This window comes from Streptomyces sp. S186, assembly GCF_051603415.1.
Taxonomy (GTDB): Bacteria; Actinomycetota; Actinomycetes; order Streptomycetales; family Streptomycetaceae; genus Streptomyces.
In genome coordinates this window covers 4907377-4924310 of sequence record NZ_CP193932.1, presented here as the reverse complement: position 1 = coordinate 4924310, position 16934 = coordinate 4907377, and the positions used below count along the sequence as shown (strand labels likewise).

General features: G+C 71.3%; 12 protein-coding genes and 1 tRNA gene. 9 read left to right on the top strand and 4 right to left on the bottom strand.

Annotation, left to right across the window (positions count from 1 at the left end):
- Positions 1 to 485: 485 nt before the first annotated feature.
- Positions 486 to 3473, bottom strand: a complete 2988-nt coding sequence (locus ACRAS8_RS21330) for an SUKH-4 family immunity protein (protein ID WP_438487590.1) — start codon at positions 3471 to 3473, stop codon at positions 486 to 488.
- Between the two features lie 5 nt (positions 3474 to 3478).
- Positions 3479 to 4486 carry an HNH endonuclease gene (locus tag ACRAS8_RS21325; RefSeq protein ID WP_438487589.1) on the bottom strand — a complete coding sequence of 336 codons (1008 nt, stop codon included), beginning with the start codon at positions 4484 to 4486 and terminating at the stop codon, positions 3479 to 3481.
- A 351-nt stretch (positions 4487 to 4837) separates the two neighbouring features.
- Between ACRAS8_RS21325 and ACRAS8_RS21320 the strand changes: the two genes are divergently transcribed.
- Both ACRAS8_RS21320 and ACRAS8_RS21315 read left to right on the top strand, forming a co-directional pair.
- Complete coding sequence (locus ACRAS8_RS21320; RefSeq protein WP_221905171.1) at positions 4838 to 5368, top strand: YwqJ-related putative deaminase; 531 nt, start codon at positions 4838 to 4840, stop codon at positions 5366 to 5368.
- A gap of 8 nt (positions 5369 to 5376) precedes the next feature.
- Positions 5377 to 5922 (top strand): SUKH-3 domain-containing protein, encoded by a 546-nt coding sequence (locus ACRAS8_RS21315; protein ID WP_438487588.1) that lies wholly within the window; start codon positions 5377 to 5379, stop codon positions 5920 to 5922.
- A 63-nt stretch (positions 5923 to 5985) separates the two neighbouring features.
- Here ACRAS8_RS21315 and ACRAS8_RS21310 read toward each other — a convergent pair whose 3' ends face one another.
- Positions 5986 to 7419: a sensor histidine kinase gene (locus ACRAS8_RS21310; protein ID WP_438487587.1), complete on the bottom strand. Its 1434-nt coding sequence runs from the start codon at positions 7417 to 7419 to the stop codon at positions 5986 to 5988.
- Between the two features lie 155 nt (positions 7420 to 7574).
- Here ACRAS8_RS21310 and ACRAS8_RS21305 point away from each other — a divergent pair, with 155 nt between their 5' ends.
- The 6 genes from ACRAS8_RS21305 (at position 7575) to pth (ending at position 12702) form a co-directional block, all read left to right on the top strand.
- Positions 7575 to 8447 carry a hypothetical protein gene (locus ACRAS8_RS21305; protein WP_438487586.1) on the top strand — a complete coding sequence of 291 codons (873 nt, stop codon included), beginning with the start codon at positions 7575 to 7577 and terminating at the stop codon, positions 8445 to 8447.
- 29 nt (positions 8448 to 8476) lie between these two features.
- A tRNA-Gln gene (locus ACRAS8_RS21300) sits at positions 8477 to 8548 on the top strand.
- A 119-nt stretch (positions 8549 to 8667) separates the two neighbouring features.
- Positions 8668 to 10155: a bifunctional UDP-N-acetylglucosamine diphosphorylase/glucosamine-1-phosphate N-acetyltransferase GlmU gene (glmU, locus tag ACRAS8_RS21295; RefSeq protein WP_438487585.1), complete on the top strand. Its 1488-nt coding sequence runs from the start codon at positions 8668 to 8670 to the stop codon at positions 10153 to 10155.
- Positions 10156 to 10228: 73 nt separating this feature from the next.
- Positions 10229 to 11203: a ribose-phosphate diphosphokinase gene (locus ACRAS8_RS21290; protein ID WP_067350598.1), complete on the top strand. Its 975-nt coding sequence runs from the start codon at positions 10229 to 10231 to the stop codon at positions 11201 to 11203.
- A gap of 225 nt (positions 11204 to 11428) precedes the next feature.
- Complete coding sequence (locus ACRAS8_RS21285; RefSeq protein WP_438487584.1) at positions 11429 to 12010, top strand: 50S ribosomal protein L25/general stress protein Ctc; 582 nt, start codon at positions 11429 to 11431, stop codon at positions 12008 to 12010.
- Between the two features lie 101 nt (positions 12011 to 12111).
- The gene (pth, locus tag ACRAS8_RS21280; protein WP_438487583.1) at positions 12112 to 12702 is read left to right on the top strand and encodes an aminoacyl-tRNA hydrolase; all 591 of its coding nucleotides are present in this window, start codon (positions 12112 to 12114) and stop codon (positions 12700 to 12702) included.
- A gap of 77 nt (positions 12703 to 12779) precedes the next feature.
- On the opposite strand, the gene ppc is transcribed toward pth, so the two are convergent.
- Entirely contained in the window at positions 12780 to 15542 is a 2763-nt protein-coding gene (gene ppc / locus ACRAS8_RS21275) for a phosphoenolpyruvate carboxylase (RefSeq protein WP_438487582.1), read from the bottom strand.
- Positions 15543 to 15813: 271 nt separating this feature from the next.
- Between ppc and ACRAS8_RS21270 the strand changes: the two genes are divergently transcribed.
- On the top strand, positions 15814 to 16833 hold the full coding sequence (locus ACRAS8_RS21270) for an acyl-CoA desaturase (protein ID WP_438487581.1): 1020 nt from the start codon (positions 15814 to 15816) through the stop codon (positions 16831 to 16833).
- Positions 16834 to 16934 lie beyond the last annotated feature (101 nt).

The window sequence follows — 16934 nt, the reverse complement described above, 5'->3', positions numbered from 1 at the left end:
GCCCATTCCTTCCCCCAAGGATGCGTCATTTGCCACCAGAAGCCGGAATTGGATCTTCGCCCGCGCGAGGGTTTTACCCACACCCACGTTGCCGACCCCGGCAGCCAACGGGCTCACCGCCCCGTACACCGAGCCGGGCAGCCGCCGGGAACGGCCCGTCACAAAAGCCACACGAACGGCACGCTGACGAGGACGTCACAAATCCCACGAGGACGACGCCCCACGCAGCCGCCCGCTACCGAGACGGCGGGAAAGCCGCGAACCGGCCGGGTCGGAGGGGATGTCCCGGAGCCCGCCCGCAGGATCTGGAGCGAACGCCGGGGCATTCCTCATCTACGGACCAGATGCGCCCGCACCGAGGACGGGTTCCGGGGCAGCCCCTCCGACCCCACCCACAGGCCGCAGGCGAGGCCACCCCAGCCGGCACGGCGCGAAAGCCGACAACGTGGGACGGCCACAAACAAACGTGGGGCGGCCACGAACAACTACAAAAGCCCGTCCCACATCTGTTCCAGCAGCACCGCCCACCACGTCTCCGGCGACCCCAACGCCGCCGGATCCAACGCCACCAGCTGCGCCTGGAAGTCCACCGTCCAGCGACCGGCCTGCTCGGGCGTCAGCCCGTACCGCAGGCGCCACATCCGCCCCAGCATCGCCAGGCACCGCACGAACTCCGGCAGCCCGGTGTTCACGAACTGCGGCGCGACGGACTGCCCGCCCGGCCCCGCCTCCAACGGGACCGCCACGATGTTCGCGGTCCCGTACTGAACACACAGCTGACGGCCGAAGTCGTTGCCCATCACCAGATACGAACCCGCATCCGGCGCCGGCTGAACCATCCGTTCCGCCGCCAGCTCCGCCAGCGTCGGCACCGGACGCCCCGGCTGCGCCTGCGCCCAGAAGAACGGCCCGAAGTCGACCGGCAGCCCGGCCCACACCAGCGTCTGCGCGACGACCTCCGGCACGCCCTGCCGGGAGACCGCCCGCTGGTCGAAACGGAAGATCCCCTGCGGCCCGAACGCCTGCTCCAGCTCGTGCCCGATCGCCTGCGGCGGCACCGGAGGCACCGGCTGCACCTGCGACGGATGCGGCAGTGGCGCCCGCACCGGCGCGGGCCGCGCCGGCCCGTCGGCGACCTGGTGCAGCTCGCCCTGATGCTCGATCAGATGCCGTACGCCCTGCTGCCGCGAGGCGTGGTCCCGGCCGTACGCGGCGGTGTGGCTGATCCGCACCTGCGGCCAGTTCTCCCGGACCATCCGGGCGCAGTAGCCACCGGGCAGCTCGCAGCACTCCAGCTCGGTGTGCAGCTCCACCACCTGCTGCGGCGGCACGTTCATCGCCCGCAGCTCGTGCAGCAGTTGCCACTCCGGATGCGGCGTGCCCGGCGCCGACCGGCGCACGATCTTCTGCTCACTGCCGTCCGGCGCGCGGTAGCTCAGGACGGCCATGTAGCCGGGACCGACGGTCGGCTGGCCACCGGGCGCCGGCGGATAGCCGTACGCACCGGGGGCACCCGGACCGCCACCAGGCCCAGGCCCCGGTACGCCGGGAGCCGGTACGCCGTGCGGAGCCGGCACACCGTGCGGAGCCGGACCAGGCCCCGGGGCCTGAGCAGGGCCCGCGACCGGTCCCGGAGCCGGCGGCGGGCCGGCCTGCGCCGGCGGAGCCATCGGCGGGGCGGGCGGCATCCCCGGACCGGCAGCCGGCGGCATGCCTGGACCACCGGGCCCACCCGGGCCACCGGGCCCGCCCGGCCCACCGGACATCGCGGCACCTCCCGCGAGCATCGTCGCCGCAGCATGCACCCCGGCACCGGCACCCGTACCGGCGCCGGTGCCCGCAGGACCCGGCGGCGCGGGCGGCGGAGGCGGCCCGTCCTGCCCGCCGGGACCATGACCGCCCGCGGCCGCACCGGGCTTGCCGGACGCCCCCAGCGGCTTGGGCGCACCGAGCGGCCCAGGAGGCGGCGGCGGAGGCATACCGGGACCGGCACCACCGGGGCCGCCAGGACCACCGGGACCACCGGAGGCGCCGGGGCCACCGGAAGCGCCCGGGCCACCCGTCGCTCCGCCCGGCCCGGGCGCGGCCGACTGCAGCGCCGCACCGTCCGCGAGCATCGTCGCGGCGGCGTGCACCCCACCACGGGCACCACCCGCGCCACCACCGGCCCCGGCCGCACCGGCCCCCTCAGCACCACCGGCGCCGGAACCGGAAGCGGAATCAGAACCGGAAGTCGAACCGGAACCTGAACCGGCATCACCGGAGCCGCCGGCCGCCCCCGCACCGGTTCCGTCCACCGCGCTCAAGTCCAGCCCGGAAGCGTCCAGTTGGGACACCAGCTGCGTCGGTACGTAACCGCCGGCCGGCGTACCGGCCGCACCCGGCCCCGACGACGCCGGACCAGCCGCCGGCCCCGAAGCCGCGGGGCCGTCGCCGGGACGCGCGTCCGCCGGCGGCGGCACATCGGCGATCGGCGCCCCGGTCGGCGGCGGCAGGTCCCGCAGCGCACCCGGCATCGCATCCGGCGCCCCGGAAGACGCGGACGGCACGGACGGCGCAGGCGGAGCCGGCGGCACAACGGGCGGCGCGGCCGGCATCGGCGGCGGCGCGGCCGGCATCGGGGGCAGCCCCCCGGGAACGCCCGCACCCGGCTGCCCGGCCCCGTCGCCGGCCGGCGGCGGCACCTCGGGCGAGACCCGGGTACGCGGCAACTGGCTGCCGCCCCGCAGCAGTTCGGTCTTGGCATCGGGCCGCACCCGCGGCGCCGACGGGGCGTCCTCGTCGTCGGAACCGGCGAGCGGCGGCGCGAACACCGTCTGCGGCGGCGCCACCGAACGGTCCTCGTCGCCCCCGCCCGCGGTGGTGTCCGCGGCCGCCCACGACGTGTCGTCCACCGCACCGCCCCCGGAAGCGGCACCGGCCGGAACGGCGGACGGAGCACCCCCGGACTCCTCAGCGGACCCGTCAGCGGCCCCGTCAGAAGCCGCCCCACCAGCGGCCCCGGACGCCACAACGGACGCGCCCCCACCGGACGAAGTCGAACCCCCGCCGGAGGACCCGGCACCAGCCCCGGCCCCGGCACCCCCCTTCCCCGCACCGAGCCCCATCGCGTCCGCCGCCTCCTGCAACCACTCCGGCGGCGTCAGCAGGAACGACGTGGCCTCCAGATCGATCCGCTGCGGCGGCTCCGCCGCCCCGCAGCCGCCGTCCGCCGGCGCGCCGTACTCCTCCTCGTAGCGGCGGATCACCTCGCCCACCGGCAGCCCCGGCCACAGCGTCGTCTCGCCGCTGTCCCGGGCGATCACCAGCCGGCTGCGGCCGCCCTCGCCGACCGGACCGCCCTCGCGGCCCTCCGCCCAGGCCACGAAGCCCAGCGCGAACTCCCGTACCCGCACCTCGCGCTGGAGCTCCGGCGGCACCTCGCCGTTCACCCACCGCTCCGCGCGCTCCTGCGCCTGCGCGAACGTCACCACCGCGATCAGCCCCCCACCGACACGGCGTACGCGAAACCGCCGTCCACCATCAGGTTCGCCACCGTCTCCAGCTCCGGCGGATTGCCCGCCAGCCGCTGGAGGAAGTCATCGAAATCCGCACCACACGGCAACATCAGCCGCTCCACCCGCTCCTGCACCGACCATCCGTCCCGGTCCCGGGCATCGTCGTACGGACAGAACCACACCGAGCCCAGCGCCTCACCGCGCACCTTCACCGCGACCACGCCGCCCTGCACGAACGCCACCCCCAGGTAGTCCTTGGTGAAATGGTCGCGCAGGCACTTGTTCACATACACGAGATCGTTGACCTCGGCGTCGTCGCGCACCGCGAAGAACGGCTGGTCCACCAGCAGACCCAGCTCCGCGTCGAGCGCCGCCCCCACCGGCGCACACCCGCCCGCTGCCTTCAAAAACGACCGGTACGCCCCCGGCAGCCGGTACCCCAGCGCCTCCTCCGCCTGCGCCACCTGCTCCTCGCCCACCGCCAGCTCCCGCCGTGGCAGCCCGAAGTGCACCGGACGCGTCTCCTGCAACGGCCGCGTGCCCCGCTTGTCGTGCGCCACCGCCGCCGTCGCCAGCCCCGCGTGATGCCGCAGCAGCGCCTTCACCTCGACCGGGACCAGCTCCATCCGCCGCGTCCCCGCCACGTGGTGCCACGTCCAGCCGTGCGGCGTCGCCACCGCCGGTACGTCTATCCACAGCTCGTGCCCCTGCGCGTGCAGCGCCGCGTTCGCCGACACGAAGTCCGTCAGCCGCAACTCGTCGACGCCGAAACCCTCCGGCGGCTCGGCGATCTCCGCCGCCGCCCGGGCATACGGCGAGAAATCCGGGAAGCCGTTCCCGTCCATCCGCACCCCGGCCGGATACCGCGCGGCACGCACCGGATCCGGGAAATGCACGACCTGCCCGGCATAGGCCGAGTTCGGTGGCACGGGACGTCCTCCGGCCTGGAGGCCGGGGTGCGTTCCCAGCCCTTGCCGACCTGTCGTCATCGCGGTTGCCCCCTGGCTGAAGCTGGCTTTGGGGCACAGCCTATGCGCTGGCGCAACAGCCGCCCGCCCGTCGCCCGACCACCACCCCTCACCGCCACCGCTTCGCGGTGACACCTCTCGTTCTGTGCCCGCACCGCACCGTCAGCCCCACGCCACCCCCGTGTCACCCCCCGTCCGGCACCCTCCGGCATCCCCCGGCCACACCCCGCCCACCAGCCCCGTTACCGGACAACCGACGAACCGTCACACCCCAGTGACATCCCCGACAGCGCGCCCGACTACCGCAACACCCAGCACATTTGGCAATCTGACCTCCGCAAACCGGGGGATTGCAGGGAGGGAAGCACCACCATGAGCACCACCGCACACCACACGACCACCGCCGACCCCCGAGCCGGCGGCGATCCCCGCATCGGCTGGAGCGGCACCGCGGACACCGACCGCGCCCCCGCCCTCCGCCACCGCCGCGACGGCATCCTCCCCACCATCGGCGCCGCGTTGTCCGTACGCGGACAAACCCTCACCTGCACCGCCAGCAAAGCCGAACAACCCCCCACCCACCACCCCCTCGTCCAGGACTTCCTCGACACCCTCACCACCGCACAACGCGACCGCTTCACCGGCCGATGTCCCGAAGCCGTCCTGCTCTCCCGCCACCTCACCGCCGTCGAGACCAACCGCGGCAAACGCGCCTCCCGCAAACCCCTCACCAAAGGCGAAGCCCGCCGCTCCCTGAAACACTCCAAGATCACCGCACGTCACATCCGCGAGGACGGCGACCCCCAGCACGGCAGCTACGCACCCCCCTGCCGCTCCTGCGACGCCCTCCTCGCCCACTTCGGCGTCATGCCCATCGGGGCCACGACGCCCCAAGGGAGCTGACCGCCACCATGCCCACCACCCCCGCCGCCGACGGCCCCGCACCCACCCGCTTCCCCGCCGCCGTCGACACCGCCCTCCAGCAAGCCGGCTGGCAACCCGGCCGCTGGGACATACAGCAGGCCGAACACTGGGCCGACACCCTCCGCAACCACACCTCCCCCGCCGGCCACCGCCACGCCGTCTTCCCTGCCGCCGTCGAAGCCTGGGCCGAATTCGGCGGCCTGCGCATCACCGGCCCCGGACCCGGCCGCCACATCGCCCCCACCCCCTTCGTCATCGACCCCCTCCTCGGTCTCCACCTCGCCCGCACCCTCGGCGACCTCGGCCGCGCCCTGGACACCGACGTCGCCCCCCTCGGCCAGGAACAACTCCCCGACACCAAGGCCACCCGCGGCACCACCCACCCCCAGGCCACCCTCGCCATCGACACCCAGGGCCGCGTCTACAGCCTCGACCACACCGGCGACTGGTACCTCGGCCCCGACCTCGACCAGGCCCTCGGCACCCTCGTCCTCGGCACCCGCCCCAGCCGCCTCACCCTCTCCGGCGACTGACCCCGCACACCACGGAGCGAACGGGCCCAACCACAGCCCGCCACCACGAACGCGCCACCGGCCTCAGCCCGCCGCCCCCACCGGCACCACCGCCGACACCCGGAAACCCCCTGCCTCCGTCGGACCGGACACGAACACCCCACCCAGCGCCGCCACCCGCTCCCGCATCCCCACCAGACCGTTCCCCCCACTCGGCAGCCCGGCACCCGCCGCCCCCCGCTCCGACGGACCGTTCTCCACCTGCACCGCCACCTCACCGGCCCGATGCGCCAACCGCACCCGCGCCCGCGCCCCCGGCGCATGCTTGTGCACGTTCGTCAGCGCCTCCTGCACCACCCGGTACACCGTCTGCTCCACCCGCGCCCCATACCGCGGCCCACCCCCGTCCACCGACGCCGGCTCCCCCGCACCGTCCAGCACCGAGAACTCCACCACCATCCCGGCCACCCGGGACTGCTCCACCAACTCCCCCAACTCCGCCAGCCACGGCCCGTCCCCCTCCGGCTCCACACCGCCCACCGGACCACCGGCCACCCCCACGACCACACCCGCCGGCGCCTCCACCTCAGACCCGGCACCCTCGTCCCCCTCCGCGGCCTTCCGCGACACCCGCGACGCCACCGCCGCCAACCGCTCCGGCTCGTCCGAACCCCCCGCCCCCTCGGCCGTCCGCAGCACCCCCAACATCTCCCGCAACTCCGTCAGCGCCTGCCGCCCCATATCCCCCACCAGAGCCGCATTCCGCGACGCCTTCTCCGGATCCTTCAACGCCACCGCCTGCAACGCCGCCGCATGCACCACCATCAGACTCACCCGATGCGCCACCACGTCGTGCATCTCCCGCGCGATCCGCGTCCGCTCCTCGTTACGCGCCCACTCCGCACGCTCCTCGGCCCGGTCCGCCAACAGCGACAACTCCCGCTCCAGACCGTCCGCCCGCTCCCGCAGACTCTCCACCAGCCGCCGCCGCGCACCGACATACAAACCCCACAACACCGGCGGAGCCGTCAGCACCACCCCCACCGCCAACGCCATCAGCACCACGAACCACACCGGCGGATTGAAGTCCGGCTGCCCCGCCACGTCCTGCCGCATGCTGAAGAACGTCGACACCACCGTGCCGACCGCCGTCATCCCCGCCAGCAGCCCGATGACCCGCCGCGGCACCTGCGACGCCGCCAGCGTGTACAGCCCCACCACACTCAGCAGCCCGCCCATCTCCGCCGGAATCACCGCGATCGACGTCAGCACCACCGCGACCGGCCACCGCCGACGCACCAACAGCACCGGCCCGACCACCAGCCCCAGCACCACCCCCAACGCCACCGGCGCCCCCGACGAGTGCGCGAACGGAACCCCCTCCGCCACACACTCCACCGTCGACACCACCGCCAACAGCACATCCAGCACGACACTGCGCCGCCGCGCCCACCACCAGGGACCGCCCCCCGGCCTCCCTCGCGCAGCCACGTTCTCACTTGCCCCCGTTGCGGTCATACCGACCAGCGTACGGGCGCCACCCCGCCTCCCCCGGGCCCACTCCCAGCACGCTTCCGGCCCATTACCAACCGTTACGACCAGATATCCCTCGAACTACTGAATCGCTCGCACTTTCGCCCCACGGCGCACCCGGCCCGAGCCAGCCTGCTCCCATGACGCACACCCATCGGCACCACGCCGACCACCCCCACCCCGACTACGAAGCCTTACGCCCCCACGCCGTCGCCCTCCGCCGCGCCGGCCTCAGCCGCCGCCAGATCCGCGACCGCCTCCACATCCACAACAACGACCTCCTCAACCGCCTCCTGGAGGGCGTGCCGGTCCCGGAGTGGACCAAGCGCCCCAACGCCAAGGACGACCTCCGAGCGAAGGCCCGCGAGCTGCGCACGCAGGGCATGACCTACGACCAGATCCAGGTCGAACTCGGCTGCTCGAAGGGCTCGATCTCGCTCTGGGTACGGGATCTGCCGAAGCCGGAACGGCGGCCGCCGTCGGAGCAGGCCCGGATCGCGGGCCGCAAACGCTGGGACCACGAGCTGGCCGTGCGAGACGAGGAGCGCCGGCGCACCAAGGACACAGCGGCCCGCAATGTCGGTGCCATGTCGGATCGGGAACTGCTCTTCGTCGGGGCAGCGCTGTACTGGGCCGAGGGCACCAAGGACAAGCCGTACGCCCGGCGGGAGAACGTCGTCTTCGTCAACAGCGACCCCGGCGTGATCCAGGTCTTCCTGTCCTGGCTGCGACTACTCGACGTCGAGCCGGAGCGCCTGCACTACCGCGTGATGATTCATGTCACTGCGGATGTGGCCGCCGCCGAGCGCTACTGGGCCGATCTCGTGGGTATCGACGTGTCCGCGCTCCAGAAGACCACGATCAAGAAGCACAACCCGAAGACCGTCCGCAAGAACACCGGCGAGGACTACCACGGCTGCCTGGTGGTCCGCGTCCTGCAAAGTGCCGACCTATACCGTCGCATCGAAGGCTGGTGGTACGGCATAGTGTTGGGTGCCAAGCGGCCAGCCTGACCGAATGTCCGGATTGGACCGCTTTACACTCCCCTATGGTGTAATTGGCAACACGGGTCACTTTGGATGATTTGTTCCAGGTTCGAGTCCTGGTAGGGGAGCAAGCAATGTTCGGGTCCTGATCTACCGGTCAGGACCCGCACTCGTTTCCTCCACCAAACGCCCCGGTATCCTTCGGATGACCACCACCCGAAGTAGCCAAGAAGCCGAAGGGCATCCCGTGAGCGCCAACCGCCCGGCCGCCGTCGTCGTTCTCGCAGCGGGTGAGGGAACCCGCATGAAGTCGACGACCCCCAAGGTCCTGCACGCGATCTGCGGCCGATCCCTCGTCGGCCACGTCGTCGCCGCATCCCGTGAGCTGGACCCCGAACACCTCGTCGTGGTCGTCGGCCACGCCCGCGAGCAGGTGCGGGAGCACCTCGCCGCGATCGATCCCGCCGTGCGCACCGCCGTGCAGTACGAGCAGAACGGCACCGGCCACGCCGTCCGCACCGCCCTGGAGGAGCTGAGCGGCGACGGCGTGACGCTGGACGGCACGGTCGTCGTGGTGTGCGGTGACACCCCGCTGCTGACGGGCGAGACGCTGCGGAAGCTGAGCGAGACGCATTCCGTGGACAAGAACGCCGTGACCGTGCTGTCGGCCGAGGTGCCGGACGCGACGGGTTACGGGCGGATCGTGCGGGACAGTGCGACCGGTGCGGTGACCGAGATCGTCGAGCACAAGGACGCGAGCGAGGCGCAGCGGGCGATCCGGGAGATCAACTCCGGGGTGTTCGCGTTCGATGCGCGGCTGCTGGTGGACGCGCTGGGCAAGGTGCGTACGGACAACAGTCAGGGCGAGGAGTACCTGACGGATGTGCTGGGCATCGTGCGGGAGGCCGGGCACCGGGTGGGGGCCGCGGTGGCGGACGATCACCGGGAGATCCTGGGGATCAACAACCGGGTGCAGCTGGCGGAGGCGCGTCGGCTGCTGAACGGGCGGCTGCTGGAGCGGGCGATGCTGGCCGGCGTGACGGTGGTCGATCCGGCGTCGACGTGGGTGGATGTGTCGGTGACGTTCGAGCAGGACGCGACGGTGCACCCGGGGACGCAGTTGCTGGGAGCCACGCATGTGGCGTCCGGGGCCGAGGTGGGGCCGCAGTCGCGGCTGAAGGACACGGCCGTGGGTGCCGGGGCGTCGGTGTCGTTCACGGTGGCGGACGGTGCGGAGATCGGGCCGGAGGCTTCGGTGGGTCCGTACGCGTATCTGCGTCCGGGGGCGGTGCTGGGGCTGAAGTCGAAGGCCGGGACGTTCGTCGAGATGAAGAACTCGCGGATCGGTGAGGGCACGAAGGTGCCGCATCTGTCGTATGTGGGGGATGCGACGATCGGTGAGTACACCAACATCGGTGCGGCGAGTGTGTTCGTGAACTACGACGGTGAGGCGAAGCACCACACGACGGTCGGGTCGCACTGCAAGACGGGCTCGGACAACATGTTCGTGGCGCCGGTCACGATCGGGGATGGCGCGTACACCGCGGCCGGTTCGGTCATTACCAAGGATGTGCCCCCGGGTTCGCTGGCGGTCGCGCGTGGCCAGCAGCGGAACATCGAGGGGTGGGTCGCGCGCAAGCGGCCCGGGAGCGCCGCCGCGCAGGCCGCTTCGTCCGCTCGTGAGTCGGAGTCGTCGGGTCAGGGTTCTGACCTGGCGTCCGAGGGTGAGCGGTGACTGTGCCGAGGGGTATGCCGTGCGGGGCGTACCGTGATGAGCGCACGCAAACTGTGATGCAAGGAGATTTGCTGTGACCGGGATCAAGACGACCGGCGAGAAGAAGCTGATGCTCTTCTCCGGCCGCGCCCACCCCGAGCTTGCTGAGGAGGTCGCGCACCAGCTGGGTGTGGGCCTGGTCCCGACGAAGGCTTTTGACTTCGCCAACGGCGAGATCTATGTCCGCTATCAGGAGTCGGCGCGTGGCGCGGACTGCTTTTTGATCCAGAGCCACACGGCTCCGATCAATAAGTGGATCATGGAGCAGTTGATCATGATCGATGCGCTGAAGCGGGCTTCGGCCCGGAGCATCACCGTGGTCGTGCCGTTCTACGGGTATGCGCGTCAGGACAAGAAGCACCGTGGGCGGGAGCCGATCTCGGCGCGGCTGATCGCGGATCTGATGAAGACGGCGGGTGCGGACCGTATCGTCACGGTGGATCTGCACACGGACCAGATCATGGGCTTCTTCGACGGTCCGGTGGATCATCTCTTCGCGCTGCCGGTGCTGGCGGACTACGTGGGTGCCAAGGTGGACCGCGACAAGCTGACGGTGGTCTCGCCGGACGCGGGTCGGGTGCGGGTGGCGGACCGGTGGTGCGACCGGCTGGGTGCGCCGCTGGCGATCGTGCACAAGCGGCGCGACAAGGACGTGGCAAACCAGGTCACGGTCCATGAGGTCGTGGGTGACGTCAAGGGCCGGGTGTGTGTCCTGGTGGACGACATGATCGACACCGGTGGCACGATCTGTGCGGCGGCCGAGGCGCTGTACGCCAACGGCGCGGCGGATGTGATCGTGACGGCGACGCACGGTGTGCTGTCGGGTCCGGCGGCGGACCGGCTGAAGAACTCGAAGGTGAGTGAGTTCGTGTTCACGAACACGCTGCCGACGCCTTCGGAGCTGGAGCTGGACAAGATCACGGTGCTGTCGATGGCGCCGACGATCGCGCGGGCGATCCGTGAGGTGTTCGAGGACGGTTCGGTGACGAGCCTGTTCGACGAGCAGTGAGCTTTCGACGAGCGGTGAGCTTCGGCGTTCGCTAGTTTTCGGCGTTCGCTAGATCGATTTTCGGGGCGGCCTCTCCGCCGGGTAGACTCTGCGAGTTGCTCGGCGAGGGAGGCCGCACTCATGTGGTGCGGCGGTCCGTTATCGACGCGCTCTTCGTAGCAGGTCTGTCGTGGGCCGGGTGACGCCCGCAGAGTTTTCTGAGATCTGAGATACGAGGAGTGCGACATGGCCGAGATCAAGCTCGCCGTTGAGGCCCGGAACGACTTCGGTAAGGGTGCCGCGCGCCGTCTGCGCCGCGAGGCGAAGGTTCCGGCGGTCGTCTACGGTCACGGTGCGGAGCCGAAGCACGTGGCGGTCGACAGCCACGCGCTGATGATGGCCCTGAAGACGCCGAACGCGCTGATCCGCCTGGAGGGCGAGGGCACCGACGAGCTGGTGATCCCGAAGGCCGTGCAGCGCGAGGCGATCCGCCGCTTCCTGGTGCACGTGGACTTCCTGGCCGTGAAGAAGGGCGAGAAGGTCTCCGTCGAGCTGCCGATCCAGACCGAGGGTGACCTGGCGCCGGGCGGCAACCTGCTGGAGCACCTGCTGAACACGCTGCCGGTCGAGGCCGAGGCGACCCACATCCCGGAGTCGGTCACCGTGTCGATCGCGGGCCTGGACGCCGGTCACACCGTGCTGGCCAAGGACATCGCGCTGCCGGCCGGTACGACGCTGGCCGTCGAGGAGGACACCCCGGTGCTGCAGGTCGTCGCCGCGCAGGCCGAGGCTCCGGCCGAGGCTGAGGGCGAGGGCGAGGAGGCCTGAGCCTTCTCGCGGTAGTTCCGCGGTAGTTTTCTTCCCAACCGCTGTCGCGGCGCCGGGCGGCGCCGGGGCGGCGGTTGGGTCGTTTTCGAGGAGACGTGGTCATGACGGATGCGGCGAGCCCCTGGCTCATCGTGGGGCTGGGCAATCCGGGCCCGGAGTATGCGGGCAACCGCCACAACGTGGGGTTCATGGTGGCGGACCTGCTGGCGGAGCGGATGGGGGGCCGCTTCAAGGCGCACAAGGCGCGGGCGCAGGTGGTGGAGGGGCGGATCGGTCCGCCGGGTCCGTCGAGCCGCCGGGTGGTGGTGGCGAAGCCGTCGTCGTTCATGAATCTGTCGGGTGGGCCGACGACGGCGTTGCGGGATTTCTTCAAGGTTCCGGTGGCCAACATCGTTGCGGTGCATGACGAGTTGGACATCGATTTCGGCGCGTTGCGGTTGAAGCTGGGGGGCGGTGACAACGGGCACAACGGGCTGAAGTCGATCACGAAGTCGCTGGGTGCGGAGTATCACCGGGTGCGGTTCGGGATCGGGCGGCCGCCGGGGCGGATGCCGGTGGCGGATTTTGTGTTGCGGGATTTCTCGTCGGCGGAGCGCAAGGAGCTGGACTACTTCGTGGACCGGGCGGCGGATGCGGTGGAGACGCTGGTCATCGAGGGTCTGGAGCGGGCGCAGTCGACGTACAACTCGTGAGGTTGGCGTGCGCGCAGACGGCGGGCCCGTCCGGAGGTTGTTCCGGGCGGGCCCGCCGTTTCTGTACCGGTGGCCGGTCAGCCGGTGTTGCGGAGGCCGGCGGCGACGCCGTTGACGGTGAGGAGGAGGGCTCGGGAGAGCAGCGGGTCGGGTTCCGCTCCGGCCGCGGCGGCGTCGCGTTGGCGCTTGAGGAGGGAGACCTGGAGGTAGGAGATGGGGTCGAGGTAGGCGTCGCGGACGTGGAAGGTCTGCTGGAGGACGGGGCTTGCGTCGAGGAGTTCGGTTTCGCCGGTGACGCGGAGGACTTCCTCGACGGTGAGGGCGTGTTCGGCCTTGATGGTGTCGAAGACGTGCTGGAGGTCGTCGGGGACGAGGGTGTCGACGTAGTGCTGGGCGATCCGCAGGTCGGTCTTGGCCAGCGTCATTTCGACGTTGGAGAGGAAGTTGCGGAAGAAGTGCCAGTGTTCGTGCATCTCGTCGAGGACGGTGTCGAGTCCGGCTTCGCGGGCGGCCTTGAGGCCGGTGCCGACGCCGTACCAGCCGGGGACGATCTGGCGGGACTGGGTCCAGCCGAAGACCCAGGGGATGGCGCGGAGGCCGTCGAGGCCGGCGCCGCTGTCGGGGCGGCGGGAGGGCCGCGAGCCCAGGTGCAGCTCGGCGAGCTGGTCCACCGGCGTGGAGGCGAAGAAGTACGCGGGCAGGTCCGGGTCCTCGACGAGGCGGCGGTAGGCGCCGTGGGCGGCTTCGGAGACGGTCTCCATGGCGGCGTCCCAGCGGGCGAGGGCCTCGTCGGACTGGCGGGGGGCGGTGTGCAGGGCGGATGCCTGGAGGGTGGCGGCGACCGTCAGTTCCAGGTTCTCCCGGGCGAGTGACGGTACGAGGTACTTGTCGGAGATGACCTCGCCCTGTTCGGTGACCTTGATCTCGCCTTCGAGGGTGCCGTAGGGCTGGGCGAGGATGGCGTCGTGGGAGGGGCCGCCGCCGCGGCCGACGGTGCCGCCGCGGCCGTGGAAGAGGCGGAGGCGGACGCCGTGGCGGTGGGCCACGTCGCGCAGCAGGCGCTGGGCGCGGTGGATTTCCCACTGGCTGGTGGTGATGCCGCCGAACTTGGAGGAGTCGGAGTAGCCGAGCATGACCTCCTGGACGTCGCCGCGGAGGGCGACGAGGCGGCGGTAGGAGGGGTCGGAGAGCATGTCGTCGAGGAGCTGGTCGGCGATCTTCAGCTCGTCGGTGGTCTCCAGGAGGGGGACGATGCCGATCTTGGCCCAGCCGGCGTGGAGGTCGATGAGGCCGGCTTCGCGGGCGAGGACGGCGGCGGCGAAGACGTCGTCGGAGCCCTGGCACATGGAGATGATGTAGGACTCGATGACTTCGGGGCCGAAGGTCTGCTTGGCCTTGCGGATGGTGCGGAAGACGCCGAGGGTCTTGGCGCCGGCCTCGTCGAGGGGTGCGGGGCTGGGGGCGAGGGGGCGGCGGGAGCGGAGTTCCTTGGCGAGGAGCTTGCGGCGGTAGTCGCGCGGCATGTCGACGTAGCGCCAGGATTCCTCGCCGAGGCGGTCGAAGAGCTGGCCGAGGGCGTGGTGGTGGGCGTCGGCGTGTTCGCGGACGTCCATGGTGGCGAGCTGGAGGCCGAAGGCGCCGATGGTGCGGAGGGTGCGTTCGAGGCGGCCGTCGGCGACGAGGCCGCCGCGGTGGGCGCGCAGTGAGGTCTGGATGAGGGTGAGGTCGTCGAGGAGTTCGCTGGTGCCGAGGTAGTCGCGGCCGGGGACGTGGGGGGTGTCGTTGGCGAGGCGGTCGCGGGTGTTGAGGAGCTTCTGGCGGATGCAGGTGGCCTTGAGGCGGTAGGGCTCTTCGCTGTTGAGGCGCTTGTAGCGGGGGCTGATCTCGGGGAGGAGGTCGAGGTCCCGCTGGAGGGATTCCAGTAGCTCGTCGGTGGCGCCGCTGTTGCGGATGGAGTTGGAGAGGGCGCCGCGGAGTTCGTCGACGTGTTCGAGGGCGTCGGTGATGCCGTGTTCGTGCTGGAGGATCAGGACGTCCCAGGTGACCTGGGGGGTGACGTTGGGGTTGCCGTCGCGGTCGCCGCCGATCCAGGTGCCGAAGGTGAGGGGGCGGGTGCCGGCGGGGAGCTTGGTGCCGGCGCGTTCGAGTTCGGCGGCAAGGTCTTCGAGGACGTCGCCGACGGCGCCGCGGCCGAGTTCGTCGAGGTAGTAGATGGCGTTGCGGGCCTCGTCGGTGGGCTCGGGGCGGGCCACGCGGAGTTCGTCGGTCTGCCAGATGAGGTCGATGTTCTCGGCGAGGCGGAGGTCGACGCGGCGGCGGTCGGCGGGGTCGCGGCGGTCCAGCAGCTCGGCGATCTTGCGGAGCTTGGTGAGGACGGAGCGGCGGGCGGCCTCGGTGGGGTGGGCGGTGAAGACGGGGCGGACGCCGAGGTTGCGGGCGGTTTCCCGCAGGTGCTCGGGGTCGGCGTCCTTGAGCATGTCGGCGGTGCGGGCGAGGATGCCGCCTTCGGCGGCGCGGCGGGTGCGCAGCTCGCGGCCGCGGTGGACCTGCTCGGTGACGTTGGCGAGGTGGAAGTAGGTGGAGAAGGCGCGGACCAGCTTGGCGGCGGTGGCCAGGTCGGTCTCGCCGAGGAGCCGGGCGGCGGCCTCGCCGTCGGTGCGGGTCAGGGCGCGGACCTGTTCGACGAGGTCGAGGAGGTCCTGGCCTTCCTGCCGGACGAGGGTCTCGCCGAGGAGGTCGCCGAGGCGGCGGATGTCGGCGCGCAGGGCGCCGTTGTCTCCGGTGCTGCCCTGGGTTGCGGTGGTGGCGGGCTCGGCGGGGGTGTTGTCGGCACTGCTCACAGGTGCGGCTCCTTGCAGGGATGGTGCAGTCATCGAGCACGTCTGGGCGGGGTGCGGACCGCGCTGTCCGACGTCCCCAGGATAGGTGTCCCGGTCAGCGGGGGGTCACACCGTCCACAGGGTGGGCGGCGGGGGCGGGGGCCCTGGTGGGGTGGGCGGGGGCCTGTCACGGCCTTGCTCGGAGCGGCGTCGCTGCCATACTTACGAGACCGTAGGTTACGGTCTCGTAAGTCCGTAGCCGTGCCCCCGAGCCCCCGACGAGGGACACCACATGACCCCTGGCCCCAAGGCAGTGGAAGAGTCGACGCCGCTCGATGCGTCCGCGGGTTCTTCTGCCGGTTCCGCTCTGCCGTCCGCGACGCTGGGCGGCGAGCAGCGCAGATCCCTGGAACAGATCAGCCTGCTGTTGTTCATCACCGTGCCGTTCCTGGCTTTGGTCGCGGCGGTGCCGCTGGCCTGGGGCTGGGGGGTGAGCTGGCTGGATCTGGGGCTGATGACGGCGATGTACTTCATCGGTTGTCACGGCATCACGATCGGTTTCCACCGTTACTTCACGCATGGTGCGTTCAAGGCGAAGCGGCCTTTGCGGATCGCGCTGGCGATCATGGGTTCGCTGGCCGTCGAAGGGCCGCTGGTGCGGTGGGTGGCCGATCACCGCAAGCATCACAAGTTCTCCGACGCGGAGGGTGATCCGCATTCGCCGTGGCGGTACGGCGAGACGGTTCCGGCGCTGATGAAGGGCCTGTGGTGGGCACACATCGGCTGGATGTTCGACGAGGAGCAGACGCCGCAGCACAAGTACGCGCCCGATCTGATCAAGGACCCGGCGATCCGGCGGATCTCGCGCCAGTTCGTGCTGTGGACGGTCGTCTCGCTGCTGTTTCCGCCGCTGGTCGGCGGGCTGGTGACGTGGTCCTGGCAGGGTGCGCTGACGGCGTTCTTCTGGGGTTCTCTGGTGCGGGTGGCGCTGCTGCATCACGTGACGTGGTCGATCAACTCCATCTGCCACGCGGTGGGCAACCGCCCGTTCAGGTCCCGGGACCGCTCCGGGAACGTCTGGTGGCTGGCGGTCCTCTCCTGTGGCGAGTCGTGGCACAACCTGCACCATGCCGATCCGACGAGCGCCCGGCACGGGGTGTTGAAGGGGCAGCTGGATTCCAGTGCCCGGCTGATCCGCTGGTTCGAGCTGGCCGGCTGGGCGCACGACGTGCGCTGGCCGAACGCCTCGCGGCTGGACGCCCGGCGCAGCGGCGGTGCTCGTGGGGAGGAGAGGTCCCCGCTGGGGGCATGATTGACGGGTGGCGATCGACAGCAGTGCGAACAACGGCAGCAAGGGAAAGTCCTCCGCGTCTTCAAGGAACGCGGCCTCCAGGGCCGCGGCCTCGAGGACCG

Excerpts from the sequence above, each read along its gene's own strand:
- ACRAS8_RS21325 (WP_438487589.1), bottom strand. The coding sequence starts at position 4,486 with ATGACGACAGGTCGGCAAGGGCTGGGAACGCACCCCGGCCTCCAGGCC.
- ACRAS8_RS21320 (WP_221905171.1), top strand. The coding sequence starts at position 4,838 with ATGAGCACCACCGCACACCACACGACCACCGCCGACCCCCGAGCCGGC.
- ACRAS8_RS21315 (WP_438487588.1), top strand. The coding sequence starts at position 5,377 with ATGCCCACCACCCCCGCCGCCGACGGCCCCGCACCCACCCGCTTCCCC.
- ACRAS8_RS21310 (WP_438487587.1), bottom strand. The coding sequence starts at position 7,419 with ATGACCGCAACGGGGGCAAGTGAGAACGTGGCTGCGCGAGGGAGGCCG.
- ACRAS8_RS21305 (WP_438487586.1), top strand. The coding sequence starts at position 7,575 with ATGACGCACACCCATCGGCACCACGCCGACCACCCCCACCCCGACTAC.
- ACRAS8_RS21285 (WP_438487584.1), top strand. The coding sequence starts at position 11,429 with ATGGCCGAGATCAAGCTCGCCGTTGAGGCCCGGAACGACTTCGGTAAG.
- pth (WP_438487583.1), top strand. The coding sequence starts at position 12,112 with ATGACGGATGCGGCGAGCCCCTGGCTCATCGTGGGGCTGGGCAATCCG.
- ACRAS8_RS21270 (WP_438487581.1), top strand. The coding sequence starts at position 15,814 with ATGACCCCTGGCCCCAAGGCAGTGGAAGAGTCGACGCCGCTCGATGCG.